This is a genomic window from Corynebacterium sp. HMSC078A10 (genome assembly GCF_001811565.1).
Classification (GTDB): domain Bacteria; phylum Actinomycetota; class Actinomycetes; order Mycobacteriales; family Mycobacteriaceae; genus Corynebacterium; species Corynebacterium hesseae.
In genome coordinates this window covers 75149-101908 of sequence record NZ_KV805197.1, presented here as the reverse complement: position 1 = coordinate 101908, position 26760 = coordinate 75149, and the positions used below count along the sequence as shown (strand labels likewise).

At 60.3% G+C, this 26760-nt stretch carries 25 protein-coding genes and 3 tRNA genes; 13 read left to right on the top strand and 15 right to left on the bottom strand.

All coding sequences use genetic code 11. From position 1 onward, the window contains the following. Positions 1 to 9: 9 nt before the first annotated feature. On the top strand, positions 10 to 1143 hold the full coding sequence (locus tag HMPREF2808_RS05455) for a histidine kinase (RefSeq protein WP_168164084.1): 1134 nt from the start codon (positions 10 to 12) through the stop codon (positions 1141 to 1143). Continuing rightward, positions 1140 to 1778, top strand: a complete 639-nt coding sequence (locus HMPREF2808_RS05450) for a response regulator (protein WP_070562142.1) — start codon at positions 1140 to 1142, stop codon at positions 1776 to 1778. The genes HMPREF2808_RS05455 and HMPREF2808_RS05450 overlap by 4 nt, the downstream gene beginning before the upstream one ends. A 310-nt stretch (positions 1779 to 2088) precedes the next feature. Here the strand turns inward: HMPREF2808_RS05450 and HMPREF2808_RS05445 are convergent, their stop codons facing one another. Next, positions 2089 to 2733 (bottom strand): rhomboid family intramembrane serine protease, encoded by a 645-nt coding sequence (locus tag HMPREF2808_RS05445; RefSeq protein ID WP_070624110.1) that lies wholly within the window; start codon positions 2731 to 2733, stop codon positions 2089 to 2091. Between the two features lie 71 nt (positions 2734 to 2804). Then, on the bottom strand, positions 2805 to 3335 hold the full coding sequence (locus tag HMPREF2808_RS05440) for a peptidylprolyl isomerase (protein WP_039672975.1): 531 nt from the start codon (positions 3333 to 3335) through the stop codon (positions 2805 to 2807). A gap of 69 nt (positions 3336 to 3404) precedes the next feature. Here HMPREF2808_RS05440 and HMPREF2808_RS05435 point away from each other — a divergent pair, with 69 nt between their 5' ends. After that, positions 3405 to 4043 (top strand): HAD family hydrolase, encoded by a 639-nt coding sequence (locus tag HMPREF2808_RS05435; protein ID WP_070562147.1) that lies wholly within the window; start codon positions 3405 to 3407, stop codon positions 4041 to 4043. A 27-nt stretch (positions 4044 to 4070) separates the two neighbouring features. Here the strand turns inward: HMPREF2808_RS05435 and metE are convergent, their stop codons facing one another. After that, positions 4071 to 6335 carry a 5-methyltetrahydropteroyltriglutamate--homocysteine S-methyltransferase gene (metE, locus tag HMPREF2808_RS05430; RefSeq protein WP_070624108.1) on the bottom strand — a complete coding sequence of 755 codons (2265 nt, stop codon included), beginning with the start codon at positions 6333 to 6335 and terminating at the stop codon, positions 4071 to 4073. Then, on the bottom strand, positions 6332 to 7255 hold the full coding sequence (locus tag HMPREF2808_RS05425; protein WP_070562153.1) for a methylenetetrahydrofolate reductase: 924 nt from the start codon (positions 7253 to 7255) through the stop codon (positions 6332 to 6334). Before HMPREF2808_RS05425 ends, metE begins: the two co-directional genes overlap by 4 nt. Before the next feature lie 374 nt (positions 7256 to 7629). Here HMPREF2808_RS05425 and HMPREF2808_RS05420 point away from each other — a divergent pair, with 374 nt between their 5' ends. From HMPREF2808_RS05420 to HMPREF2808_RS05400, 5 genes are all read left to right on the top strand, one after another. Next, on the top strand, positions 7630 to 8505 hold the full coding sequence (locus tag HMPREF2808_RS05420; protein ID WP_070562156.1) for a hypothetical protein: 876 nt from the start codon (positions 7630 to 7632) through the stop codon (positions 8503 to 8505). Positions 8506 to 8672: 167 nt separating this feature from the next. Further along, positions 8673 to 8876 (top strand): hypothetical protein, encoded by a 204-nt coding sequence (locus HMPREF2808_RS05415; protein WP_070562159.1) that lies wholly within the window; start codon positions 8673 to 8675, stop codon positions 8874 to 8876. 73 nt (positions 8877 to 8949) lie between these two features. Further along, positions 8950 to 10524, top strand: a complete 1575-nt coding sequence (locus HMPREF2808_RS05410; protein ID WP_070562161.1) for an ABC transporter transmembrane domain-containing protein — start codon at positions 8950 to 8952, stop codon at positions 10522 to 10524. Next, complete coding sequence (locus HMPREF2808_RS05405) at positions 10521 to 12314, top strand: ABC transporter ATP-binding protein (protein ID WP_070596409.1); 1794 nt, start codon at positions 10521 to 10523, stop codon at positions 12312 to 12314. The genes HMPREF2808_RS05410 and HMPREF2808_RS05405 overlap by 4 nt, the downstream gene beginning before the upstream one ends. A 22-nt stretch (positions 12315 to 12336) precedes the next feature. Beyond that, positions 12337 to 12828, top strand: coding sequence for a GNAT family N-acetyltransferase (locus HMPREF2808_RS05400; RefSeq protein WP_070624106.1), 492 nt, complete (start codon positions 12337 to 12339; stop codon positions 12826 to 12828). A 54-nt stretch (positions 12829 to 12882) separates the two neighbouring features. Here the strand turns inward: HMPREF2808_RS05400 and HMPREF2808_RS05395 are convergent. Beyond that, positions 12883 to 12955 (bottom strand) — tRNA-Ala (locus tag HMPREF2808_RS05395). Positions 12956 to 13126: 171 nt separating this feature from the next. On the opposite strand from HMPREF2808_RS05395, the gene HMPREF2808_RS05390 reads away from it, so the two are divergent. Continuing rightward, positions 13127 to 14005 carry a polysaccharide deacetylase family protein gene (locus HMPREF2808_RS05390; RefSeq protein WP_070596413.1) on the top strand — a complete coding sequence of 293 codons (879 nt, stop codon included), beginning with the start codon at positions 13127 to 13129 and terminating at the stop codon, positions 14003 to 14005. Between the two features lie 86 nt (positions 14006 to 14091). Here the strand turns inward: HMPREF2808_RS05390 and HMPREF2808_RS12965 are convergent, their stop codons facing one another. The 6 genes from HMPREF2808_RS12965 to gyrA all read right to left on the bottom strand — a co-directional run bounded on the left by HMPREF2808_RS12965 (position 14092) and on the right by gyrA (position 19595). Continuing rightward, positions 14092 to 14976, bottom strand: a complete 885-nt coding sequence (locus tag HMPREF2808_RS12965; protein WP_083304460.1) for an NgoMIV family type II restriction endonuclease — start codon at positions 14974 to 14976, stop codon at positions 14092 to 14094. Between the two features lie 2 nt (positions 14977 to 14978). Then, positions 14979 to 15992, bottom strand: coding sequence for a DNA cytosine methyltransferase (locus HMPREF2808_RS05385; protein WP_118790703.1), 1014 nt, complete (start codon positions 15990 to 15992; stop codon positions 14979 to 14981). A 417-nt stretch (positions 15993 to 16409) separates the two neighbouring features. Further along, positions 16410 to 16482, bottom strand: a tRNA-Ala gene (locus HMPREF2808_RS05380). Between the two features lie 9 nt (positions 16483 to 16491). Further along, positions 16492 to 16568 (bottom strand) — tRNA-Ile (locus tag HMPREF2808_RS05375). Positions 16569 to 16655: 87 nt separating this feature from the next. Continuing rightward, a complete protein-coding gene (locus tag HMPREF2808_RS05370) occupies positions 16656 to 17003 on the bottom strand; it encodes a DUF3566 domain-containing protein (RefSeq protein WP_070563718.1) in 348 nt (115 codons plus the stop codon). A 3-nt stretch (positions 17004 to 17006) separates the two neighbouring features. Next, entirely contained in the window at positions 17007 to 19595 is a 2589-nt protein-coding gene (gyrA, locus tag HMPREF2808_RS05365) for a DNA gyrase subunit A (RefSeq protein WP_070596416.1), read from the bottom strand. Between the two features lie 79 nt (positions 19596 to 19674). Here gyrA and HMPREF2808_RS05360 point away from each other — a divergent pair, with 79 nt between their 5' ends. Genes HMPREF2808_RS05360 through HMPREF2808_RS05345 form a run of 4 tightly spaced genes read left to right on the top strand, consistent with a single transcriptional unit; the run spans position 19675 to position 21107 of the window. Next, the gene (locus HMPREF2808_RS05360) at positions 19675 to 19896 is read left to right on the top strand and encodes a CopG family transcriptional regulator (protein WP_070533755.1); all 222 of its coding nucleotides are present in this window, start codon (positions 19675 to 19677) and stop codon (positions 19894 to 19896) included. After that, positions 19893 to 20153 (top strand): cell filamentation protein Fic, encoded by a 261-nt coding sequence (locus HMPREF2808_RS05355; RefSeq protein WP_070521964.1) that lies wholly within the window; start codon positions 19893 to 19895, stop codon positions 20151 to 20153. Before HMPREF2808_RS05360 ends, HMPREF2808_RS05355 begins: the two co-directional genes overlap by 4 nt. A 50-nt stretch (positions 20154 to 20203) precedes the next feature. After that, positions 20204 to 20650 (top strand): hypothetical protein, encoded by a 447-nt coding sequence (locus HMPREF2808_RS05350; RefSeq protein ID WP_070596418.1) that lies wholly within the window; start codon positions 20204 to 20206, stop codon positions 20648 to 20650. Between the two features lie 10 nt (positions 20651 to 20660). Then, a complete protein-coding gene (locus HMPREF2808_RS05345; RefSeq protein ID WP_070521957.1) occupies positions 20661 to 21107 on the top strand; it encodes a DUF6918 family protein in 447 nt (148 codons plus the stop codon). A 73-nt stretch (positions 21108 to 21180) separates the two neighbouring features. Here the strand turns inward: HMPREF2808_RS05345 and gyrB are convergent, their stop codons facing one another. The 4 genes from gyrB to dnaN all read right to left on the bottom strand — a co-directional run bounded on the left by gyrB (position 21181) and on the right by dnaN (position 26263). Then, positions 21181 to 23232, bottom strand: coding sequence for a DNA topoisomerase (ATP-hydrolyzing) subunit B (gene gyrB, locus HMPREF2808_RS05340; RefSeq protein ID WP_070521954.1), 2052 nt, complete (start codon positions 23230 to 23232; stop codon positions 21181 to 21183). 130 nt (positions 23233 to 23362) lie between these two features. Beyond that, a complete protein-coding gene (locus HMPREF2808_RS05335) occupies positions 23363 to 23905 on the bottom strand; it encodes a DciA family protein (RefSeq protein ID WP_070596419.1) in 543 nt (180 codons plus the stop codon). Continuing rightward, a complete protein-coding gene (gene recF, locus HMPREF2808_RS05330) occupies positions 23898 to 25076 on the bottom strand; it encodes a DNA replication/repair protein RecF (RefSeq protein WP_070521948.1) in 1179 nt (392 codons plus the stop codon). Before recF ends, HMPREF2808_RS05335 begins: the two co-directional genes overlap by 8 nt. A gap of 5 nt (positions 25077 to 25081) precedes the next feature. Further along, the gene (dnaN, locus tag HMPREF2808_RS05325; protein WP_070521945.1) at positions 25082 to 26263 is read right to left on the bottom strand and encodes a DNA polymerase III subunit beta; all 1182 of its coding nucleotides are present in this window, start codon (positions 26261 to 26263) and stop codon (positions 25082 to 25084) included. Between the last annotated feature and the right edge of the window lie 497 nt (positions 26264 to 26760).

Genomic DNA, 26760 nt, shown 5'->3' with positions numbered 1-26760 from the left:
ATGGACTTCATGAATCGCCTTTCAGCCAGAGACATCGCTCTCGCTGTCATCGTTCTATCCCTTGACCTCGTTGGGTTCCTAGTGGCTAGCTCGATGGAACCAACCCCCTTCAATACCGCATTGTCTCCAGCGCAGTTCTGGCTGATTCTTGTTGCCATCATTACCAAAGGCATCCTCCTGCTTTGGCGCCGTAAATTTCCCTTAAGCGTTCTACTCGGGATTTCTGCTACTGAGCTTCTGTGGTCCCTCTACTGTCTCGTCACCGCAGACCACAGCCTCGGCTACAACGGTATCGCTGCCTCGGTGGCTGCGTTTTCGCTAGCGCTGCACACGAAGTCAAAAACTCGCGACTCTATTTCCCTCATTATCTCGGGTCTCATTGTCGGCACCCTCCGCGCCATTGCCATGCCACCGCTGGGAGGAATCGAGCCTCCGCTTTTTACTCTGCTCACAGCCTTGGGCTGGCTGCTCCCCCTCATAGTGTTCTTTGCTATTGGACTCGCTGTCCGCAATAACCGTGAGCTCACCGCATCCCTCGCCCGCCAAGCAGAACTCGCTGAGGAAAACGCCATTGTCGAAGAGCGCGCCCGCATTGCGCGGGAGCTTCACGACACCACCGCCCATCACCTCTCAGCCATCGCCATCCAAGCTCAAGCCGCACAGGCATGCATCGATGTCAACCCCACCGCTGCCAAAGAGCATCTCCAACACGTGACCTCGTCGACGACGAAGGCACTCCAGGATGTCCGCGCGACCGTTAGCAAGCTTTCGGTTTCCGATGCCGAAATACACCGCATCCCTCAGCCGACAAATCTGTCTGCGCTAATTTCGGAGGTTCGCGCTCTAGGGCAGGCAGTAACGTTTTCGGACACCTCCCACTTGTCGGAGGGCGAGTTGATCGCGGCTTATCGAATCACCCAAGAAGCTCTGACAAATGCCCGCAAGCATGCAACAGGCGCGCCTGTTGATGTCATGCTGAGCGATGATGAACTGCGGATAATCACCCGCGGCACTTTCACACATAGCCCCACGGGCCGTGGCACCATCAGCATCCAAGAGCGCGCCCGAGCTGTCGGTGCAACCGCTTTCAATGAACCTACCGAAGATGGTTGGCTGGTGCTCATTACCTGGAGGAAGCCATGATTCGAGTCTTGTTAGTTGATGACCAACCTCTGATCAGACAGGGATTAAAGGCAATCTTCGAGGCCACCGGTGAGATCAAAGTTGTGGCTGAGGCAGCTTCCGGGAATGAGGCGATAGCAGCTGCAAAGGCTCGCGACATTGATGTGGTGTGCCTCGATATCCGCATGCCTGACGGGGACGGGATCTATGCAACCACGGAGATTAACAAGCAAGACAATCCCCCAGCAGTCATCGTGATCACCACCTTTGACCTAGACGAATACGTCTTTGGTGCCCTCGAAGCCGGTGCCTGTGGCGTCATGCTGAAAGACTCCCCAATGATCGACCTCATCCAAGGCGTCAAACACGCGGCCTCAGGTGAAGGCATGGTCGACGCTGCGGTTACTAAAAGGGTGATTGCGGAATTTGGTCGGCGGAAAGCGCGGGCCACGGTAGATTCAGCCCTACTCACGCCGCGCGAACTCGATTGCGTACGGGCCCTGGGCAAAGGATTGACCAACATCGAAATCGGGCGCGAGCTGTATTTGGAGCCCTCTACGGTCAAGACTCATTTGTCATCTGCGATGGCCAAAGTTGGAGCTAGTTCGCGAGTACAGCTCGTGATCTGGGCCTTTCGCGCAGGAGTGGTGAGCTAACGAGGGGGCGCAGTTCCCAACACCACCTCGCAGCCGGAGCACTGTTAACACCTTGGGTACAAAGTTATCCACAGGGTGGGGATAACTCTGTGGAGAACGAATTCCACAGCCTTTCTCCACACCCTGTGGATAAGTGTTTTCACGCTTCCCACAGCCCGCACAAAAACTTCGAACACAACCTAATACGCTGCTGATCTGCGGTTATCTTGGCCCACACGTTCGGTAAATTACAAAAATGTAGTTATCCACAATGTGGATAACTTATGTGGAATTCTTTCGCACAGAGGTTTTGGTGGATAACACGCCCGAGTTATCCCCAAAGCCCAGCTCGCAGCGCCGCTGCAACAGCAGCTATCACCCCGATAATCCAAATCCCCAGCCAACGCAGCCACGCACGTTGGCGAAAGAGGAATGGCGCCAACAGCAGTCCTGTGAGCAAACCGCCCAAGTGCCCCCACACGGAGACGTTCTCCGCCACAAAGCTGTAGACAACGTTTGCTACGACCAAGACGATGGGCGCGCGCAGGTCTAAACCGCGACTGCGGTACACGCCGATGAGTAGTCCCATGAGCGCAAAGAGGGCACCGGAGGCGCCCACCGTGGGTGTGCCGAAATCCATCCACAGCACTGCGGCGGAAGAGCCAACAATGGAGATGAGATAGGCCGCCACGTACAGCGCGCTGCCCAGGGCGCGTTCTACTTCCCTACCCACAAAGAACAGCATCACCATGTTGACCAAGAGGTGCCCGGCGTCGAGGTGCATAAAGCCCGCGGTAATGACAGTTGTGGGGTGCTCGGACACTTCAGGGCCCCACAGCGTCCAGTCTTGGGCCAGCATGCTGCGATAGTAGGGCGCGGAGAGGGATGAGCCTTGAATGGCCGCGGCACACCAGGCACCGATGCACAGCACCATAAGCACCAGGGTGGCCGGTGCTGATTTCAGATAGTTCTTCACGCAGACTCCTAAAACAACGAGCCCGCCACCACATCACGTGGCAGCGGGCTCAGATGAAAAGCTAAGAACGCTTAGGCGATCTCGATGGACTCGATGACAACGTCCTCAGCCGGACGGTCCATGCGGTCGGTGGAGACCTTCGCAATCTTGGACACGACTTCCTGGGAAGCCGCGTCGGTGACCTCACCGAAGATGGTGTGGTGGTTGTTCAGGTGCGGGGTCGGCGCCACGGTGATGAAGAATTGGGAGCCGTTGGTGCCCGGGCCGGCATTCGCCATGGCCAGCAGGAACGGGCGGTCAAACTGCAGCTCCGGGTGGAACTCATCCTGGAACTGGTAGCCGGGGCCGCCACGGCCGGTGCCGGTCGGGTCGCCGCCCTGGATCATGAACTGGTCGATGACGCGGTGGAAAATAGCGCCATCGTAGAACGGGCCGGACTGCTCGCCCTTGGCGTTCTGGGTGGTGTAGTCCTTCTCGCCCTTAGCCAGGCCGATGAAGTTCTCAACGGTTACCGGTGCGTGGTTACCGAACAGGTCGATAACAATGTCACCGTAGTTGGTGTGCATCGTTGCAGTTGCGGTCTTCTGAGTCATGCCAGCCATTGTATGGAAATTTCCACCATTTCGTTGTTCCGCCGCGACGCTGTCAGCGATCTGCGTAGGGTTGCAAGCATGATTCGCGCCGTTCTCTTCGATCTCGATGACACCCTCATGGACCACACCGCCGCGATGCATGCGGCCGTCGAGGAGTGGCTGCCGGGCGGGCACCATGAGCGCTTCGCGGAGATCGAGCGCAAGTGGTTCGCCGCCTACGAGCGCGGCGAGGTCACCCACCAGGGCCAGCGCGTGGAGCGCTGCCGCGAATTCTTGGGCCGTCCAGAGATGACGGAGCAGGAGGCGCTGGCGGAATATGCCAAGTATTTGGCCGCGTATGAAAAGCACTGGCAGGCGCTTGGCGACGCCCTCCCCGCCCTCCAGCACGTCCTATCCCTGGGCCTCAAGGTCGGCATTCTGACGAACGGTGCGCGGGACATGCAGGAGGCAAAACTACGGGCGGGCGGGCTCGACCTGCCAGGCGTTGAGCTCTTTCCCACCGTGGAAATGGCTAAGCCAAAACCGCACCGAGAGGCCTACCTCGAGGCTTGTCGGCGCCTAGAGGTAGAGCCTGGCTCCACGCTCATGATTGGTGATTCGGTGGCTAATGACGTCGAGGGTGCACGTGCAGCGGGGCTCAAGGCACTGCACTTCGATAGGGCCGGAAACGGAGACATCGCCGCGCTCAGTGAGCTGACGGCGATGGACCACTTTTAAAAGGTTTAAATCCAAAGATTTAAACCCCTAGAGGCTGGCGCGGACCTCGTCACGGGCGAGGACCAGGTTGCGCAGGGAGGCCTCGGTCTCCTCGTAGCCGCGGGTCTTCAGGCCGCAGTCCGGGTTGACCCACAGGCGCTCGACCGGCACGTTCTTGAGTGCCGCGCGGATAAGCTCGGCCATCTCCGCCACGGACGGGATGCGCGGGGAGTGGATGTCGTAGATGCCCGGGCCAATCTCGGAGTGGAACTTCTCATCGATATCCTCGAGCAGCTCCATGCGGGAGCGGGCAGCTTCGATGGAGGTGACGTCGGCGTCGAGGCCGGCGACGGCGTCAATGATCTGGCCGAACTCCGAGTAGCAGAGGTGCGTGTGGATCTGGGTTTCAGGCTTCGCCTGCAAGGAAACCACTCGGAAGGAGCGCACGGCCCAGTCGAGGTAGGCCTTGCGGTCCTTCTCGCGCAGCGGCAACAGCTCACGCAGGGCGGGCTCATCGATCTGGATGATGTCGATGCCGGCCTCTTCGAGGTCGCGGACTTCGTCGGCCAGCGCCACGCCGAGCTGGTCGGCGGAGACGGACTGCTGGACGTCATCGCGCACGAAGGACCAGGCCAGAATGGTCACCGGGCCGGTGAGCATGCCCTTGACGTGCTTCTCGGACAGGGACTGCGCGAACTTCGCCCACTCGGTGGTCATAGCCTTCGGGCGGGAGATGTCACCAACCACGATCGGCGGACGGGTGCAGCGGGAGCCGTAGGACTGGACCCAGCCGTTCTCGGTGACGACGAAGCCGTCGAGAAGCTCGGCGAAGTACTGCACCATGTCGTTGCGCTCCGGCTCGCCGTGGACCAGGACATCAAGGCCTAGGCGCTCCTGGAGCTCGATGACGGACTTCACCTCGTTGCGCAGGGCCTCGGTGTAGTCGGCGTCGGAGAGCTCACCCTTGCGGTGCGCGGCGCGGGCGGCGCGGATCTCAGAGGTCTGTGGGAAGGAACCGATGGTGGTGGTCGGCAGCTGCGGCAGGCCGAGGGCCTCCTGTGCCTTGTTGCGCTCAGCGAACTCCGGCTGGCGCTGGACCTGGCCCTCCGGCAGCTGCGCGGTGCGCTCCTGCACGGCCTGGTTGTGGATGCGGGAGGACTCGGCGCGGGTGCGCACGGCGCGGTCGGCCTGCGCGTATGCCTCCGGGGCGTCGAGCGGGCCGGCGGCGAGTGCGACGACCTCGCGGACCTTCTCGTCGGCGAAGGCGAACCAGGTGGCAACGTCGACCGGCAGGGAGGTCTCCGCCTCGACGGTGTGCGGGACGTGCTGCAGGGACACGGAGGTGGTTACGGTGACGCCTTCGCCCAGGGTCTCGAGCTTTTCGCGCAGGTCGCGCAGGTTGGCGGCCCAGACGTTGCGGCCGTCGACGAGGCCGGCGGCGAGGTGGGTGGCTTCGGCAAGCTTAGCGACGCGCTCGAGGTAGGAATTGTCCAGCGCCAAGGTGCCCACCGAGAGATCCACCTGGACCGCTTCCGGCTTGAGCTCAGCGATGACGTCAAGGCCAGCATTGAGGGAACCATAGGGCGTGGTCAGGTAGACCTGCGGGCGCTTCTCCGCGCTAAGGATGCGGCCATAAGCGCTCTTGAGCGCGGCGGCGAGGGTGGCGTCGTCAGCCGCGGCGAGGTCAGCGACCAGGGCCGGCTCAACGAGCTGGAGCCACTCCACGTTGGCGTCGGCAAGCTGCTCCAGCACGGTGAGGTAGGAGTCCACGAACTCATCGAGGCGGTCGAGCGGCTGCTTGGTGGCGCCCTCGGCCTGCTTGGACAGGGCCAGCAGGGTCACGGGGCCAACGAGGACCGGGCGCACGGTGTGGCCTGCGGCGCGAGCCTCCTCGACGATCTTGAGCACGCGCTGGGGGCGGGCACTAAAGGTCTGGTCATCGCTGATTTCAGGGACGATGTAGTGGTAGTTGGTGTCGAACCACTTGGTCATCTCCAGCGGCGCGGTGTCCTTGTTGCCGCGGGCCAAGGTGAATTCGTCATCGAGGCTCTCGCCCTGGGCAGCGCCCACGGTCAGCGCGGTCTCGAGGACGTGGTCGTAGTACGCAACGTCCGCCGGGATGGCGTAATCCTCAGTGAGACCCAGCTCCTTGAGGCGGGCGTAGGTATCGAGGCGCAGGGAGTGCGCGGCGGATTCGAAGGTCTCGGCATCAATCTTGCCGGACCAGTAGGACTCCAGCGCGCGCTTAAGCTCACGATGGGCACCTACGCGGGGATAGCCCTCAATCGTTGCCTTGGGAAATGGTGCGGTCATGGGGTAACTCCAATTCGATGTAGCAGGTCAGTCGTAATGTCTGGATTGTTATGCGTGTAGATGTGCAGCCCGTCGGCGCCGGCGTTCATCACCGATTTCGCCAGGGAGGCCGTAAGCTGCATCCCGATTTCTTTCTCTTCCTCGGGGGAGGTCGCTGCCGCGAGCTGATCGAGCACCTGCGGTGGCCCGTCCAGCCCGGACAGCTGGCACATTCGCTCCACCCGAGCACGGCTAGTCATCGGCATGATCCCGGGGATGAGCGGAATGCGCACGCCCGCCAGCCGGGCGCGTTGGGCGAAGCGGACGTAATCCTCCGCGTCAAAGAAGAGCTGGGTGATGGCGAAGTCAGCGCCGAGGCGTTGCTTGGCCAGGAGAACGTCGATGTCCTCGTCCGCCGTGGCGGACTCGGCGTGACCGTTGGGGTAGCAAGCCACGCCCACGGCCAAGCGCCCAGCGGCCAAGCGCGCCACGCGGGCGGATTCCCAGCGGCGGATGAGCCGGACGAGGGAGTCGGCGTGCGGCAAGTGGCCTTCGGGCATCCCGCCCTCGGGCAGGTCGCCGCGAAGCGCGAGGAGGCCGCGCACGCCGGCGTCGACGAGCGTGTCGATCCAGCCAACGAGCTCTTCCTCCGTGCCGGCAGTACAAGCCAGGTGCGCCAGGGGACGCATCGCGGTATCGCGCGAAATCTTCTCAATGAAGGCCGCGGTTCCCTCCAGCCACCCGGAGCGCTGGGAGCTGGTGACGGCGATGTAATCGGGGTTATATGCGGCAAGCGTGTCGAGCAAACGGTCAATCTTTTTGGCGTCCGCATCGTGGCGCGGTGGGATCACCTCGAAGGAGAGAGCGGTGCGCTGTGGTCGCTTAGGCGTATCTTCGCTGATTTGGTCTAGTGGCGCGGATGCGGAGAGTCGCGGGGACATGCTCACCTCCTCTGCAGGTTATCGTGGTCGGTCATCTGTGCTGTTGGTGGAAAACGTACCAAGCTGTCCATTTTGAGCGAAAGCATTTAGGAAATGGTCATACCTTTCCAACCCAGCCAGCTGCACCGTTGCCCAAACCTGTGGTGAATAAAAAGGCCACTGTTCCGTACAAAGCTGTCTATTTTCTTTGAACCGCTCTCTACTTTCGTCCCGTGGTGGCAGGACGTAGCTGCCGCCACTACGCTGAAAGGGAGTATCCAGCGCTAACGCGGACACACATGTGCAGTGTCCCGTCCGGCGCAGACAACCACTCCATAAACAGTTACCCACCGAGCAATCGCCTCAAGCATTGACGTAAAGGAGCATCTCTCCCGATGAACCCCACCGCACTGTCCACAGCAATTAGCGCCACCTCCGCCCTGGTGGAGCGCCTCAAGGAACGCCGCGATGAAAAGGCTCGCGAGGCCTACTCCGTCCTGGAGACCGCCGCCGCCCGCATGGAAGAGCGCGATGACGAGTGGTTCCCGGAGGCACGCCGCGAAGCCGGTGCCGTGACCAAGGCCGCGCATGCCCGCCTCGAGCGCACCCTCGAACAGCTCAAGGAGCGCAGCGAGGAAGCAACCGAGAAGCTCTCCGCTGCCGCCGCAGACGCCCAGGACAAGGCCACCAAGAAGTGGGAGAAGACCCAGAGGCAGGCTGAAAAGAAGGCCACCAAGGCCCGCAAGCAGGCCAAGAAGAAGGCTTCCAAGGCTGAGAAGAAGGCACAGAAGCAAAGCGCCCAGCTGCAGAAGAAGGCCCGCGCCATCAGCGGCAAGGATAAGAAGAAGGGCTCGAAGATCTGGCTGATCTCCGCGCTGGTTGCCGCCATTGCTGCCATCGGCGGTGGCATCTACTACTTCTTCACCCAGAAGAAGGAGAAGGAATCCGCCGTCCCGCCGCGCGTTGAGGACTTCTCTTCCCCGTCCGCACCGCAGGGTTCCACCTTGGTCTACACCTCCACCACCGAGGATGACGCCAAGAAGGAGTCCGACTTGGCCGAGGAAGGCGTCGTCGAGCGCGATGAAGAGCTGCTGGGTTCCCTCGATGAGCAGCTGGCCAAGCACCGCGAGGAAGAAACCGCCATCCAGGACGCCGTCGAGACCGAGATTGAGGTCAGCAACGCCGACAAGAAGGATGCCGACACCTCCCGCATCACCGATGATCACGAGTCCGAGGGCAAGCACCGCCTCCAGACCGAGGACGAGAACTAACCCCCCAACCTTGGGGGTGTGCATTTCGTTGCCTTGATCTCACTGCGTTGCCCCCGCGCGCCCGACCTGCTTGAATTGAAGGCTAATCGGCATCGATCCTCATAGATCGGTGCCCGCGCGCTGTTTTGCGCGGGAAGCCCTATCAACAGCAGGCAAGGAGATCAGACATGAGCTTTGAGTCGCTCGTAGTCAAGCTCAAGAACGGGGAGACCTTTTATTTCCCCGCAGGTGCCGTGAGCGGCGATCCGTCCACCCGCGTGGACAACCTGCGCTTTGCCATTGAAAACGGCACGCAGTTTAGCTCCGTCGATGATTATGGAGTCGACCGCGAGTTCAACGGCTATGACGTGGAAAATTACCACCTAGCTTAAGTTCCCACAGTGAGTCACCGATCGTAATCTGAATCACTCATCCATCCTTTTTTGCGCTATAGGATGAGTCTTTATGACTCACTATCCACGCATGCGGACGTGGTCGTGGTATCTCCCCGATGAGCCACCTTCCGGCGAGGTTTCCCTCACCGAGACCACCAACTTCTCCCGCCCAGCTAAAGCCACGTGGCGTCTGCTCGGCGCCCAGCGCACCGGCGTTATCGGCATCTTCGTTGCCACCCTCATCAACGCGCCGCTGGGCGCGTTGGTCTCCGTCATCGTCGGCCAGACCACGCAGTATGCCTTCTCCGAGCCTTCCTGGCGCACCGTAGCGCTGCCGCTTGCGGCCACGGCGATCCTCCTCTTCATCGCCTATATCTGCGAGGCCACGGCGGATGCCTTCACAGACTTATCCCAAGCCCGCACCACCCATACGCTGCGCCTTAACCTGCTGGATAAGTTGCTGAGCGCTTCCACTGCAGGCATTAGCCCCGGCCGGCTGCTCAACACGATGGATGAGGATTCGCACTACATCGGCCAACTCAAGCAGATCCTCAACTTCCCACTGGTCATGGTGGGCTACCTCTTGGGCGCGGTGGTCAGCCTGGCCCCGATTTCCTGGCAGGTCTCAGCTGTGCTGCTGATTGGTGCACTCGCCACCGCGCTGGCCTCCTGGGCCACCACGAAGCCGCTGACGAGGATCGCCGCGCGCCGCCGCCAGTTGGAGAACACCGCGCTTTCACTCGCCACGGACTTTGCTCAAGGCTCCCGGGTCATCAAAGGCCTCGGCGCCAAGGACATCGCGCGCCAACGTTTTTCTGACGCCGCCCAGAACTCCTTGGGTGCCATGCTCCGCGAGGCCAAGCTGTCCTCCCTCATGGCCTGGCTGCGCCAGATGGTTCCCGCGTCCTTTGCCGTGGGCATTCTTGCCTGGACCTCCTGGGAAACCTTCGAGGGCCGCATCGCCCCCGGCGGGATGATGGCGATCACCATGCTCGTCCCGCCCGCGCTCACCGCGCTGGGTGTGTCTCTCGGCCTGCTCACGGAGAACTGGGCGCGGGCGCGTGCCTCCGTGGAGCGCGTCGGCGAGCTGCTCGGACAGCTTTCTTCCAACACCACCGAGGCCGCCGGCACGCCGATTGACCTCTCCCCCGGCTTGCACGTGTGGATGCCTATCAGCACAGAGGGGCGCAGCACCGTGGACTCTTGGGTGCGCTACCTCCATGAGCACGGCGCCTTGTGCCCGCCACACCGCATCTCCGTGTTGGAGGGCACCCTGCAGGACAACGTCGATCCGCTCCGCAGTGCTAGCGCTACGCAGCTTCACGACGCCCTCCACGCCTCCGCCTGCGAGGATATTGTTATCCGCCTCGGTGGGCTTGGTCCCAACGGCGAGCTACCCACCGCGCCCATCGGTGAGGCCGGCCTCAACCTCTCCGGCGGCCAGCGCCAGCGCGTCGCGCTTGCCCGCGCGCTCGCCCTCGACCCCGATGTCCTCGTGCTGGACAACCCCACGACGGGACTGGATTCGTTGACCCTGGCGGACGTCGCCAAGCGCGTGCGTGAACTGCGCGCCGGCAAGACCACCGTGATCATTACATCCGCCTCCACGTGGGCCGCCAACGCCGATGAGGTGGTGGAGCTATGAGCCAGCAGGATCGCGCGGATGCCCTTGCACCTGCCTCCCCGCGGGAGTGTCTCCGTTTTCTGAAGACCCTGCCCAGTGCGCCCAGTCGGCTTGGCATCGCCCTTTTCTTCGGACTGTTTACCGTTACGGTCATCATGATGAACCTGGTCTCCCAGGTGCTTGGCCGCGTCGTGGACATCATCCAGGGCGTGGAGATCCCCATCCTTGGCACGGGGCGCGCAGCCATGGTGGGCGCGCTCGTTGTTATCGCGGTGGGCTTCCTCGTGGAGGTCACCGGCCGCACAGTGGGCCGCTTGTTGGTTACCTCCACTACCCGCCGTCTCTCGGTAGATCTGCGCACCTCAGCGCTGGATTCCGCCCTCGGCGCCCCCGTGCCCGCCGTCATGGAATTGGGCACCGGTAACATCATCACGCGCCTATCCAAGGACATCGACACCGTCGTCATGACCATCTCCATGATGGGTGACCGCCTCGTGCTCACGCTCTTCATGCTGCCGCTGACCGCGCTCATGATGATCTTCATTCACCCCGCTTATGCGCTGCTTTTCATCGCGGTAAGTTGTCTGCTCTACCCCTTCATCCGCGGCACCATGCGGGATATCCCCGCCGTGGCCAACGAGGTGTCCTCGGTGGAGGCCTACCGCAACAACGTGCTGCTGGACACGATTCGCGCCCTGGAGACCCTCCGCCAGTTCTCCCTGAAGGATTGGGCGCATGCACGCATGGAGCGCTATTCCTGGGACACGGTACAGGCCTGGGGCGACAAGGTGCCGCTCATCAACCGCATCCTGGGCCAAGGCGCCCTGGCCTTCGCGGTGTTGCTGCTGGGCTCCGTCCTCATGTCCGTGCCGATGGTGATGTGGGAATGGTTGACACCTGGCGAGGCCACCGCCGCCGTGCTGCTGGTCATGCGGTTGGAGATCCACGTGTTCAACATCCTCTTCTTCGCCGGCGAGATCCAGCATTCCGTGACGTCCCTCGGCCGCGCGGTGGCCCTGGCCACCTTGGACAACAGCGCTGGTACGAAGGAGCTCAAGGACACTCCCCGGCTACACGACGCCCCCACCATCACCATCGAGCACCTTTCCTACGCCTACCCCGGCGGGGCACGCGTGCTTGACGACGTCTCCCTGACCCTCACCGCCGGCACCACCACCGCCCTGGTGGGTACCTCCGGTGCGGGTAAATCCACGCTCGCCGCCCTCGTGGCGGGCCTGCAGTACCCATCGGCGGGGAACATCAGCCTCGATGGCATCGATACCGCCTCAGTGCCCAATACGTGGATTACAGAGCACGTCGCGCTCATTACCCAAGAAGTCCATCTCTTCTCCGGCACCTTGCGCGAGGACCTGCTCCTGGCCAAACCTGACGCCAGCGATGAGGAGCTGTGGCATGCGCTCAACACGGTGGGCCTGGATGAGCAGTCGCGTTGGCTGCCCCAAGGCCTCGATACGCTCATTGGTGCGGGTAATGAAGAGATCGGTGCTGAAGCCGAGCAACAGCTTTCCCTGGCCCGCATGATCCTGCGCCAGCCGCCGGTGCTCATCATGGATGAGGCCACCTCCGAGGCCGGCTCCGAACACGCCGAGGTTCTCGAGCACGCTGCCAAGGCAGTCACGAGGGGCCGCACCGCGCTCGTCGTTGCCCACCGCCTGGACCAGGCTCGCGAGGCCGACCGCATCATCGTCATGGAACAGGGTCAGATCGTCGAGGATGGCACCCACGCCGAGCTGATGAACCTGGGCGGGCGCTATGCCTCGGCCTATGCCCAGTGGGAGCACGGCTCATAGGTGGTGCACGCCGCGTCCTACCATGGAAGCTATGCATCTTCTTTCCCTTACTGAAGCTGACCGCACCTACCTCGCCCGCATCAATTTCCTCGCCGATACCTTCGGCGATGAGCACAAGGAGCTTCCTGCGGGTTTCGAGGAAGGCTTTGACTACTACCTCGGCGGTTGGGAGCCTTCCCGCGGAGGTTTCATCGCCTGGGAGGGCCACGTCCCTGCCGGTGGCGTGTGGCTGAATTGGGGCACAGCTGAGCGCCATGGTTTTGGCCACGTTATTGAAGGCATCCCGGAGCTTGCTCTAGCTGTGGAACCTCGCTTCCGCAGCCAAGGAGTGGGCACCATGCTTATCGACGCCGCCACCGAACTCGCCCGCGAGATGAGCGCCCCAGGTATCTCGCTGTCGGTGGCTAAAGATAATGACCGCGCCCACCATCTCTACCTGCACCTTGGCTTCGAGCCGGTGGGTGAAAGAGGCGGCCACATCGTCCTGGTCAAGCGCTTTAAGGATGTCGACTAAGCCAACCGGAAAAGCACGGAAAAGTTAAAGGGCGCTCACTGTGTGAGCGCCCTGTGGAGCATAGGGGAATCGAACCCCTGACCTTTGCATTGCGAACGCAACGCTCTACCAACTGAGCTAATGCCCCAATACCTGTAGAGCGTACTCCTCTCGGTAAAAGCAACGAAATCACCCCTATTACGGGCCTAGCGAAACCTCAGGAGTTAACTTCTTTCACTCTAGTTGCGTGTCACTAGGGATAATCCACCTTCACCGGACAGACAATAAAGCGTCTTAAGAAAGTCTGTGGAAGGTTGTCATGCGCCGAAAAAGTGTTCTTGTCCGCTCCCTCATCGCCCTTGCAGCAGCCACGGCCCTGCCTGGCACCGCTGCTGCCGTGGAGCTTCCCCAGCCGGTGATTCAACAGCCGAAGTTGCCACAGCTCGCCGACGTCCAGAAGGACCTTAAGCAACTGGAACAGGACGCCTACGACGCACTTCCCAAGGAGCTTCAAAACAGTCCTGTCTTTGCCGGCTCCTCGCGGCCAGCTGAGAAGCCCGCACAATCCGGCAAGCAGCAGTCGCAGTCGGTTGCTGATTCCACCTGCTCCAACTGCGTGGCTATCACCTATGACGATGGCCCCGGCGAGTTGACCGCTCAGCTCCTCGACACCCTGAAGGCCAAGGACGCCCACGCCAGCTTCATGGTCTTAGCCCCTAGTGCCACCGTGCACCCGGAGCTGCTGCGCCGCATGAAGGCTGAGGGCCACACCGTGGGAAGCCACACCGCATCCCACCGTGAGCTCAACAAGCTCTCCCCCAGCGACGTAGACGGCGAGATCAAGGCCGGGGCCGCCGCCATCAAGGCAGCAACGGGCGAGAGCCCTCGGTGGATGCGTCCCCCGTACGGTGCCACCAACGGCACTGTGGATGCCGCTGCGAGGGCTAACGGCCAGGCACAAGCCCTCTGGTCCGTCGACACCGTGGATTGGAAGGACCGCAATGCTGAGCACGTCTGCGAGGCCGCAGTCAGCGGGGCGCAGCCCGGCTCCATCGTCCTCATGCACGACATTCACGCCACAACCGTAGGCGCCGCAGACTGCGTCATCGACGGACTGCGCGCGAAGGGCCTCGAGCCAGTCAGCCTCGACCGCCTCATCCCCAATCCCGAGCCCGGCAGGCAGTACTTCAGGCGATAGTGCACGAAACAGCCAATTAGGTAACTCAAACCGTCAGCAATATGCGGTTCACTTGCCCCTTAGCTGCTAGGTAAGACTTGGTAGCTTTAAACAGCTAAGTCTAAAGGTAGATCCGCGATGTCTCTCAGTCGATTACCTTCTAACAAGGTGCGCATGAGTTCCTTAGCATCGTCTGAACCTACCTCTGAGACTGCTTGTTGAAGTTCAGGCAGCATTACGTGGTAGACCATGTCTACATCACCTGTGCCGAGCGCCAAGGACGCAATACGGCTCATTGTTGGTTCAGCAGTCACAGCAACAATGTGGGGTGCTCGGCCTTTGCGATTGCGTATGAGGTTTAAAGCTTCAGAGCGGGTGTTTTGGGAGCGGTCTGAGCGCATAGTGAACTTGCAAGAGACCACGGCATGTATGAATCCGGGTGTTTCACCGTTGGAAGCACGGAAAGGGGACAGCAGTGCTTGTTCTTTATCAACAATCGGCAAGTCTGAGTTAATAACATTATCGGAGGCTGCACTGCGGATAACTACAACATCAGGAGATATGACGTAGCTATTTCCGAGCGCAGCGCCAAGTTCCGGATGCTGCTTTACGGCTTCGGCAAGTTCAGCCAAGTGACGATACGGCTCATAACGGGCAAGATGGTCTTGACGTCTAGAGTTACCTAAATTTTGAACCATCCAATCCCCGGGACGAACTGTTTGCATATAAGGAAATGTCGCTGCTAGGAACCTTTGCACAGCTTTTTCAAAATTTGCCCCCGTCGATTGTCCGGCGCCCTTACCTTGAACTAAAGGAACATTGAGCTGACGCGCAATGTGTGCCGAAAGTACTTTACTGGCGCGCTGACCTCTATCAGCATTGGAAGCGATACTTTCTCCACTTGGCGTTTCAGTGAGAGCCAACACGCCCGAATCAATTAATTGCTGGTGAAACTGTTTACGTGCAGCTGTAATTAAGGCTGGTTGAGTCATAGTTAGAACCTTAGTGAATCTGGTACGCGAGTTGGTTCAGCAGCGTAAACACCATCAGGTAGTGGTTCTTTATTTAATGCCGCAGCGATCCGCGAGCCGACGGCCTCAGCCACAGGGGGTGGGAAAGCATTACCGACCTGCCGCCATTGCGCGGTCTTCTTCCCCTGCCAAATCCAGTTTTGAGGGAATCCCTGAATCACGCCGCCCATCTGAACAGTGAGACGTGGTAAGTCCTTGTCGAGGTTAGTTGGGAAATCTTCTTCAGGAGCAGTCTCGGCAATTGAAGTTCCTTTTACTCCGAGTTCTTTCCAAGCAGCTTTGGCTCTTGTGGGTCCAACATCGGGGCCGCCGTGCTTCTTGGACCCTCCAACCAGAGTTGGCGCTACCTTGTTCGCCTTTTTAGCCCACTCTGCGGCACCTGTCCAACCATTTTGTCCCATAAGTATTTCTAAAGCTTCGCCCACGGTCTTCCATTGCCAGTTCGCTGGCGGCCAGAAGAAGTAGGGAGCGTATTCTTCTTTGACTGCGACCAGAATAAACCGCGGCCGAAGCTGGGGAACTCCATAGTCAGCAGCTTGAAGCAGCTTCCAAAAGACGCTGTACCCCATTTGCTCCAGACGAGTGATGATGCGAGCACGATATTCTTCAAACCGCTTTTGCCCTAGGCCCTTAACGTTTTCCAGCATTACAGCGCGTGGATCTATCTGCTTGATCATTTCCAAAGCGCGGGGAAAGAGGTCACGTTCATCGTCTTCACCAAGTTGCTGTCCTGCGATAGAGAAGGGCGGGCATGGGACACCACCAGCAAAGAGATCCGCTCCTACATAAGGCTCAGGATCGAATTCGAGGACATCTGCTTCAACAACATTCCAATGCGGTCGGTTAACGCGAAGGGTTTGAACGGCAAACTCGTCAATCTCTACTGCAACCAAATGCTCAAAACCAGCGTTTTCGAGACCCAAAGCTTGACCGCCGGCGCCAGCGCAGATTTCAACAGAAGTTAACGAGTTATGCACGCCGCTGATTGTACATAGCCCACCGGACGTTCAAGAGAGCAATGACGCGAATAAGGCAAGGAGGTCGAATGCATGTTTGAATTAAGATGGGTGCTGGAGCAATTGGTAGCTCACTGCTCATGCCAAACTCGCGAAGCAAAGGTCAGCAGCCCTCGATTCATATAAACGGCTCTAGGGTTCTTTTCTTCCCCTTGCTCACCCAGCCGGCTGCTCGAGAGAGTCTCCGGCATATGGTGGCGAAGCCTGCTTATCCCGGAGCCCATCGAGCCACACGAAATGTCTCTTAAGCCCTTTAGGGGCCTAAACGACAAAACGTGGCCTAAACGCTTTAGGGGGTTAGGTCGCCCCCTAAAGCGGGTCAAGGAGCCAACGCAAAAGGCGCCCAGCGTTTCCGCCGAGCGCCTTCCACTTATGCTGTGGAGCATAGGAGAATCGAACTCCTGACCTTCTGCTTGCAAAGCAGATGCTCTACCAATTGAGCTAATGCCCCATTGTTCCGTGGTGGGCCTAGCTGGAATCGAACCAGCGACCTCATCGTTATCAGCGATGCGCTCTAACCGACTGAGCTATAGGCCCTTGACCGGAACGAGTAGTTACTCTACATAGGACCGGCGATCTATTACAAATCGCCTGGTCATATGTAGTTTTTCTCGGTGATATTCGCTAGTTATACGGTTCGTCTTGCAGTCGAATCTTGAATCCGCCGAATACGTCCACGATGGCGTTATAGATTACCGCCATGATGGGCGCCAGGATGGTCATCAGCACAGCGATGATGGCACCAAACAGAGCGGCCGCAGAGACGACCAATCCGAAGGAGACCTCAAAGCCGCCGCCAACACCGCCGACGAGGCTATTGAAGGAATCCCAGATGCCCGCCTGGTCAAGGCCGACGTACAACAAGCACACGGCAATGAGCCAGGCAACGAGGCCGACGAGGGACATGGCCAAGCCAACGCGGAACGCCGACATGGGCGAAATCCGGGCTAGGTGAAGCTCTCGTCCAATCATGGGTTACTCCTCGTCCTTATCGGCATCCTTGCTGTCAGCTTCGTCCTGCTGGGAGTCTTCCCCAAGCTTGAGGTGCTCAGGCTTGACGTCCTCCACGGACTTCTCGCCCTTGGCTACTGCCTGGGCGTCTTCCTCACCATCATCCTCAACGTTGCGGTCAATGGCCAGCAGCTCGACGTCGTCAGCCAGGTTGACCAAACGCACGCCCATGGTGGCGCGGGAGCTCGGGCGAATCTGGTTTACCTCGGTGCGGACAACACCGCCGGCGGAGGTAATGGCGAAGATCTCGTCGTCCTCGTCCACGGAGATTGCCGCAATGAGCTTGCCGCGCTTCGGGGTGTACTTGAAGGTCATCACGCCCAGGCCGCCGCGGCCCTGCGGGGTGTACTCTTCGATGGCCGTGCGCTTGCCGTAGCCGCCGGAGGTGGCAACCAGGAGGAACTGACCGTCGTTAACCACAGACATGGACAGCAGCTGGTCATCGCCGCGGAAGCGCATACCCTTCACGCCGGCGGTAGCGCGGCCCATCGGGCGGAGCTGGTCGTCGTCGGCAGTAAAGCGAATGGCCTGGCCCTGCTCAGAGGTGAGCAGGATGTCATCGCCCTCGTTGACCAGCTGGGCACCGATCAGCGCATCGCCCTCGTTGAGGTTGATGGCGATGAGCCCAGCGGAACGTGCGGATTCGTAGTCGGTGAGGCGGGACTTCTTCACGCGGCCCTGCTGGGTAGCAAGCACCAGGTAAGGAGCGTCTTCATAGGACTGAATCTGGATGACCTGGGCGATCTTCTCCTCCGGCTGGAACTCCAGCAGGTTGGCCACGTGCTGGCCGCGGGCGGTGCGGCCGGCCTCCGGAAGCTCATAGGCCTTGAGGCGGTAGACGCGGCCGAAGTTGGTGAAGAACAGGATCCAGTCGTGCGTGGAGCAGACGAAGAAGTTCTTGACAATATCGTCCTGCTTGAGCTCCGCGCCGCGCACGCCCTTGCCGCCGCGCTTCTGTGCCTTGTAAGCATCCACCTTGGTGCGCTTAGCGTAGCCAGTAGCGGTGATGGTGACAACGACGTTCTCGCGGGCAATGAGGTCCTCATCGGACACGTCACCGGAAGCGGCGACGATCTGGGTACGGCGCTCATCGCCGTACTTTTCGACGATCTCCTCCAGCTCATCGTGGACGATCTGACGCTGGCGCTCCTCGCGGGCCAGGATGTCCTTGAGGTCCGCGATGATCTCCTCGATCTCCGCCAACTCATCAATGATCTTTTGACGTTCCAGGGCGGCCAGGCGGCGCAGACGCATCGCCAGGATGGCGTCTGCCTGGATCTCGTCGACGCCGAGAAGCTGCATCAGGCCGTCACGCGCCTCTTCCACCGTCGGGGAACGGCGGATGAGCGCGATGACCTCATCGAGCATGTCGAGTGCCTTAACCAAGCCGCGCAAGATGTGGGCGCGCTTCTCGGCCTCATCCAGGCGGAACTGGGTACGGCGGACGATGACCTCGATCTGGTGTGCAACGTAGTAGCCCAGCATCTGATCGAGACGCAGGGTGCGCGGCACGCCATCGACGATGGAGAGCATGTTGGCACCGAAGGAGGTCTGCAGCTGGGAGTGCTTGTACAGGTTATTGAGCACCACGCGGGCCACAGCATCACGCTTGAGGGTGACCACGATGCGCATGCCCACGCGGTCAGAGGACTCGTCCTCAATCTTGGCGATTCCTGCAATCTTGCCGTTGACCACAGACTCCGCGATGTTGGAGATCATGTTGTCCGGGTTGACCTGGTAAGGCAGCTCAGTGATAACGATGGTCTGGCGGTTGCCCACCTCCTCAATGGAGGTCACGCCGCGCATGCGGATGGAGCCGCGACCAGTGGTGTAGGCATCCTTGATGCCCTGCTCACTAACAATGAGGCCCGCAGTCGGGAAATCCGGGCCCTTAACACGCTCCATGCAGGCAGCCAAGGCTTCTTCCTCAGAAGCATTCGGGTTATCCAGCAGCCAGTAAATAGCCTCCGCCAACTCGTTGAGGTTGTGCGGCGGGATATTGGTGGCCATACCGACGGCGATACCGCCGGAGCCGTTCATCAACAGGTTCGGAACGCGGGAGGGCAGGATGGTCGGTTCCTGCGTCTTGCCGTCATAGTTCGGCGCGAAGTCGACGGTGTTTTCGCGGATATCACGCACCATCTCCATCGCCAGCGGCGTCATACGGCACTCGGTATAACGCATAGCTGCCGGGCCGTCATTACCGCGGGAGCCGAAGTTACCTTGGCCGTCGACCAGCGGGTAGCGCATGTTCCACGGCTGGGCTAGGCGCACGAGTGTGTCGTAGATAGCGGAGTCACCGTGCGGGTGGAACTGGCCCATCGTGTCCGAGACTGGGCGGGCGGACTTTACGTAGCCGCGATCCGGGCGGTAACCGGAGTCATACATGGCGTAGAGGATGCGGCGGTGAACCGGCTTGAGGCCGTCGCGCACCTCCGGCAGGGCGCGGCCGACGATGACGGACATGGCGTAGTCGATGTAGCTCGACTCCATCTCCTCATTGATGTCAATTGGTTGGATGCGATCGAAAAGATCACCGTTATTGTCGCTCATAACGCCCTATCCTACCTTCTAGGGCCGTATAAGGCCGTTTGTGGCACAGCTGTGGTATCACGATGATACCATGTCCTCTATGGCTATGACGCTGCGCCTGACCCCGGACCAAGACCATGCGCTGACCTTGTTGGCTTCCGCGCAAGGAACCTCCAAGCACGAGGCGGTGGTCCGCGCCGTTGTTGCGGCGGCTGCGCGAACCCTCACCGATGCCGCCGTACAGGATACCGCGCGCCGGCTGCTGCCTGGGCGTTCAGAATTAGAAGCGGAGATCCGCCAGGCCCGAGGCGCACGCCAGTGAACGTGGAACAACTGCTCCTCGTCGCCCGTGAGTTTTGCCGGGCCCATCGGGTACGGATTAGTAATTTCGCCGCACTAGCCGCCGCGGCCGCCGCGAGCACGGCCACCATTGAGGGAATTGCCGTTCATGGCAACCGCGATGCGGCGGCGGAATCACTGGAGACGGTCTTGCGTTCTGTCCCCGCGCTCAGCGGAAAGAATGAAGAATTCGCGCGATTTTGCGCCGAGGTCTATCTTTCTGTTGCAGAAGTTATGTAAGTTAAACATGATAAAGAAGTCTCTATTCCCTTGTAGGAAGGAATCCCCCTATGCCCTCGAAGTCTTTGAAGAAGTTCCTCGCCGCCGGTGTCGTGGCCACCACCCTCGCCACCGCCGCAACGCCAGCTGCGAGCGCTAAGACCGCCGACAATGACTGGCAGAAAAACCTCAACCCCGACTTCGAGCAGGGCGAAGCCGGCTCCTCCCTCACCGGCTCCACGCCGATCGACATGACGCTCATCATCGGCGGTAGCATCGCCGCCGCAGCGGCACTGCTCAAGCTAGTAGTGGATAACGTCCCGGCGCTGCGCGCCCAAGCAGATGAGTTTGCCGCCCAGATCGGGATGGCCGGGTCCTCCGGTTCTTCTGAAAACAACCGCCTCTACGAAGGTGGCCTCGACTTCGACCTCGAGCGCCTGGCCCGCACCAACGGCTTCCCGGAGATTGCTGACCAGCTCGCCGCACTCAAGGCAGGCTCCACCGCACCGGCACAGTAAGCTCGCCTGTATGACAAACCTCACCCAGCTTCTCCAATCCCCTACCCGCAACGCCGTAGTGGCGGACTTGGCCACGGCCGCCGATGACACCGTCTCTTCGCTCTCCGGCATTTCCGGAATGGCCTTCAAAGGCGCTTTAGGCGCTGCCAAGAAGGCAGATTCTAAGGTCTTGTCCAAGGGAATCAACCACATGCTTCCGGAACTACTCAATAGCCTGGATTCCTACTGGAAGGAATTCGAAGGCTCTGAGCAGTCCGACTTCGGCACCTACCTGGAAGGGCGCAGCGCTGAGATTACCGCCGCCATCATGGCAACCGCGGACAAGGCCGCGGAGAATGTGAACGCGCCTGGCATCGCCCGCACCTACAAGTCACTGCGCGGCAAGGCCTCCTCGATCCTGGAGCCCAACGTCGCGACCATCGGCCGCGTTCTGCAGCGCCATATGGGTACTGTTTAAACGCCTGCTTGGCGACGAAATAAGACCAGCACCTCATATGAGGTGCTGGTCTTTGCGGGTTTTGGGCTAGCGTTTAGACGTCGAGGAAGCGTACGTCCTTCGCGCGGCGGGTAATGAAGGAGCGGCGAGCAGACACGTCATCACCCATGAGGATGGAGAAGAGCTCGTCGGCGCGCTGGGCGTCCTCCAGATCCACACGGCGAAGCACGCGGGTGGTCGGATCCAGGGTGGTCTCCCACAACTCGGAGGCGTTCATCTCACCCAGACCCTTGTAGCGCTGAATGCCGTCATCCTTGTTGATCTTGCGTCCCTGCTCCAAGCCCTCAGCAAGCAGCTTGTCGCGCTCGGCGTCAGAGAAGGCATAGCCCGGCTGGCCCTTGCCCCACTTCAGCTTGTACAGCGGCGGGTTAGCCAGGAAGACGTGGCCATCCTCAACCAGCTGCGGCATGAAACGGAAGAGCAGGGTCAGCAGCAGCGTAGCGATGTGCTGGCCGTCCACGTCAGCATCGGCCATGAGCACGATCTTGTCATAGCGCAGCTTGGAAATGTCGAATTCTTCGTGGATGCCGGTGCCCAGGGCCGTGATGATGGCCTGAACCTCAGCGTTCTTGAGCACCTTGTCCATGCGGGCCTTTTCCACGTTGAGGATCTTGCCGCGCAGCGGCAGGATGGCCTGGAACATGGAATCGCGGCCGCCCTTGGCGGAACCACCTGCGGAGTCACCCTCCACGATGTAGAGCTCAGAAAGCTTCGAGTCCTTGGAACGGCAATCCGCCAACTTACCCGGAAGGCCACCGAGGTCACCGGCGGACTTACGGCGTACCAATTCGCGCGCCTTTCGCGCCGCCACGCGGGCGTGCGCAGAGGACACGGCCTTGTTGATGATGACCTTGGCCTCAGCCGGGTTGGCATCGAACCAATCGTTGAGGTGCTCGTTAACGGAACGCTGGACAAATCCTCGAATCTCCGAGTTACCCAGCTTCGTCTTGGTCTGGCCTTCGAACTGCGGATCCCCAACCTTGACGGAAATGACGGCGGCAAGGCCTTCGCGGCAATCTTCGCCGGAAAGGTTGCCATCCTTTTCCTTGAGGAGCTTGTGCTCCTTGGCATAGCGGTTCATCAGGGAGGTCAGCGCCGCGCGGAAGCCTTCCTCGTGCGTTCCGCCTTCGTGAGTATTAATGGTGTTGGCGAAGGTGTGGACGGACTGCTTGTAGCCCTGGTTCCACTGCAGCGCGATTTCCACCTCATGGTCCTCACCCTTAACGTCGAAGGCAACGATGGTGGGGTGGATGGCGGTCTTGTTCTTGTTGAGGTGCTCAACATAGTCCTGCAGACCGTTTGGGTAGTGGTAGGTGACTTCCTTCTTCTTTTTCTTGGACGCCTGGTCTTCGTCACCGTCGGCAGCCTCAGTGGACTCCCCCTTCTCATCCAGGCTGCTCAGGCTCACTGGGGCATCGCCAGCCTCGGCGATCTCCTCTAGTTCGGCCTGCTCCTTAGAGATGGCGCGCTCATCGCGCAGCACGATGGTCAGGCCCTTGTTCAGGAAGGCCATCTCCTGCAGGCGGCGAGCGATCGTGTCGTAATTAAACTCGACGGTCTCAAAGATCTCCGGGTCCGGCCAGAAGCGGATGGTGGTTCCGGTACCGCGAGCATTATCGCCTTCCACGAGTTCATCCGGGATGGCATTGTTGAAGTTCTGGTACCAGTGCTTGCCGTCGCGCTTGATATCTGCCTCGACGCGGGTGGACAAAGCATTGACCACGGAGATACCCACGCCGTGGAGGCCGCCGGAAACGGCATAGGATTCGGAGTCGAACTTACCGCCGGCATGCAGCTGGGTCATGACCACCTGGACGGTGGGAACGCCAGAGGCGTGCATCTCCACCGGGATACCACGGCCGTTATCGATAACTTCGATGCCGCCGTCTTCGCGGAGGGTGACGATGACCTTGTCGGCAAAGCCCGCCATCGCCTCATCGACGGAGTTGTCAACGATCTCCCAGATCAGGTGGTGCAGGCCACGGGCACCAGTGGAACCGATGTACATGCCGGGGCGCTTACGGACGGCTTCGAGGCCCTCCAGAATTGTGATTGACCCCGCATCATATGCGTGTTGTTCAGCCACGGATTCGTGTTCTCCTTTTGGCTAGAGCTAAATCTAAGACTCTAGCCATTCTACACTGTGTCCCCCCACGCAAGGGCACTGCACGCCCGTGAGAGCCCCAAATTTGCGTGAATTTCGCGGTCACCCAAAATCAGCCGTACGTATCTTGCGAACCTTGCGGCTTGACCCATTGGCGGCCCTCATAGTTGCGGTGCTGCTTGGGGCCCTGAATGTGCAGCTTAACCACCACGTCCGGGCCGAGGCGATCTCCAATCTTCTGCAAAATGGGGCGCTGCAGGTAGCGCAACTCGGTGGCCCAGCTGGAAGAATCACACGCCACGTAGACAACCTGCTCTTTGATGGTGAGCGGTTGCGTGTGCGCGGCGATGCGCTCGCCGACGAGGTTTTCCCAATTACCCATGACCCAACCATGAGCCAATTCGTGTTCCCAGCCGCGTTTGCCAATCTCTCGTTGAATCTGTGCGCCGAGGCTAGGGATCTCGAGGCTGCGGCGCCGGCGGCGGCCATCGGGTCCGCTGGGCCGGCCACGCCGATACGGCGTTGGCTGTTGCTCCGAAGGAGTCGGCGTCAGGTTCATCTTGGGAGCCGGCTTGTTTAGCTTCGGCGGATTCTTGGAATTACTTCGCGTGCGCTCGAAGAGCGCCTTGACCGGATCGAAGTCCTGCTCAGTCATCCTCGTCACCGCCCGCCGTATACGGAGTGATCTCGGAGATTCGGCCCTCGTCGGTGTCGCGCACTGTGACCGTAAAGCGTTCAATGGGCTGCAAATTTCCAGGCAAATCCTCATCCACCGCCGCAGTAATGAGCACCTGCTCCGCACCCGCGGCGAGGTGAACGAGCTTTTCGCGCCTTTTCGCATCGAGCTCGGCGAAGACATCATCAAGGATGAGAATCGGATCAGTGCCGTCTTGGCGCAGCAGGTTGAACTCCGCCAGCCGCAAGGAGATGGCATAGGACCAGGTCTCGCCGTGGCTGGCAAAGCCCTTGGCGGGGCTCGTGCCAAGGTTGAGCACCAGATCGTCGCGGTGCGGGCCAACGAGCGAGATGCCGCGTTCGATCTCTCGTTGACGCTTCGTGGCAAGCTCGGTGAGCATCATGGCCTCGATAACCTCGCGGTCTGAGATGTCCACGGTGGATTTGTAGTCAATGGCGGCCGGTCGCGACTCCGGGGCGAGCCCGGCATAAGCGGCGGGAATGTGCTCGCGGAGTTCGTCGACAAGCGCTAGGCGTGCCTGAATCACCTGCGCGCCGAGGGAAGACAGCTGCGTATCCCACACGTCGAGAGTGGCCAGCGCCGAGGCACCGTCACTGTCGCTGTAGCCCCGGCGCAAGCTTGGCGACGCCGACTTCAACAAGGCATTGCGCTGCTTCAGGACCTTGTCATAATCAGCTTTCACTCCCGCCAGGCGTGGCGTGCGGGAGGCAATGATGTCATCCAAATACTGGCGGCGTGCTGCAGGTTCGCCGCGCACGAGGGACAAATCCTCCGGGGAAAACAACACGGTTTTCACCACGCCAAGTAACTCGCGCGGGGACTTCAGGCGCGTGCGGTTGATCTGCGCCTGGTTGGCCGCGTGGGGTTTGATGAGCAAGTGCGCGGTGAGCTCTCTGCCCTGGTTCACCGCGGTGGCGGAGATGCGGGCATTGTGCGCGCCGTGGCGCACGAGGGGGGCATCGTGGGCCACACGGTGCGAAGAAAGATGCGCGGTATACCCGATGGCCTCGACGATATTGGTCTTTCCGAAACCGTTGCGGCCGACAAACAGGGTGATCCCCGGCTTGAGGTTGAGGGTGAGCTCGGGCCAGGAGCGGAAGTCCCTGACATCGAGATCGCGAATATACATATGGCCTAGCCTGGCAAGCGCACCGGCATCAAGAGGTAAGTGAAGTCAGTCTCCGGGGTAGGAAAAGAGCCGTCTTCGTTGGCCGCCGGCAGCTCTTCCGGCTCCGGAATCATGATTGCCGGGCGCGAAGGTTCGGTAAATCCAAAGACCACGCGGTCCGTGTGGACCACGGCCAAACCATCCTTAAGGTAGGACGGGTTGAAGGCGATGACGAAGTCCTCACGGCCGTTGAAAGCACAAGGCAAGGACTCGCTGGCGCGGCCGGAATCAGCACCGGCTGCCAAGGTCACCTCGCCCTCGCGGAATTCCATGCGGATCTGCGCATTGCGATCCGTCAACAACGAGACGCGGCGAATGGCTTCCTGGAGCGGAGCAACCTCAATGCTGGCCATAGCGCTGTGGGTCTTGGGCAGCAAGGGTGCAACGTTGGGGAAATCCGCGTCCAGCATGCGGGTGGTGGTCTCGCGGTTATCCGCATGCAGGCCGAACAGGCCTTCCGCAGCGATGTTCTCACCAGTGCCCACGGCGATTTCAACCGGGATGTTGAGGTGCGTGTCCAAGGAACGGCCGGTCTCCTGCAACGTCTTGGCCGGGACGAGGAGCTTGGCCTGGACGTCAGGAGATACCGGCTCCCACTCGAAGGTGCGCATGGCCAGGCGGAAGCGGTCCGTTGCCGTCATTTCCACGTGAGAACCATTGATGTCAATGTGCACGCCGGTGAGCATCGGCAGCGTGTCATCCTTGCCGGCCGCGGCAACGACCTGGCTGATGGCTTCGACGAAGAGCTGCGGGTTAATGGTGCCGGTGACCTCCGGCAGGACAGGGAGTTGGGGGTAATCATCCAGCGGGATGAGCGGCAGCTCGAAGCGCGAAGAACCACAGGTCAACAGAACCTTGTTATCCTCCTGCGTCATCTCGATTTCCTTGTTGGGCAAGGAAGCAACGATGTCAGAGAGCAACTTACCGGCCACTGCGATGCGTCCCGGCTCATCCACCATGCCGGCGATGCGCACGCGGGTGGAAACCTCGTAGTCGAAGCCGGTGAATTCCAAACCATTGTCATCCGCGGTGATCAGCATGGCGCGCAGTACTGGTTGGGTGACCTTCGAAGGAAGGCTGCGCGCGACCCACGCTACGGCGTTAGCGAGATCATCTTTGGCAACGCGAAATGACACGGACTGCTCCATGATGGTGAGACGCTCCTCTAGTTGCGGATGGAAGATTCTTGCAAGCTCACTCCAACTTACAGGATCGGTGCCGAAGCACAGGATTTTGTCATTCACCTTCCGTGCTTTGCGATTCAAGCGCGCGACCGTGCAGGGCGCCGACGAATCACACACATCCTTTTTCTTCTTGGTTAGGGAGAAAACAAAATAGAAGTAGTAATAAGCGCTGTGGGATCTGTGGACAACCCGCTAAAAGCCAAGCTCTTCACGGTGAAACGATCTGTGAGTCAGGGTGTGGGATCACTGTGATCAAATGACAAGAAATGTGAGTAACTGGGTCGGGGTCAAAGTTATCCACAATTCATCCCCAGATCTGTCTGCGCTGATCACAGAGTTAATCACAAGGGCGATGACCCTTCTGATCTGCTGTGGAAGAAGAAAACGTGATAAGGATCTACAAATTACAACAATGAAATTACACAGCTGTGAATAACGGTGTGGATAACTTTTGGGTGGAT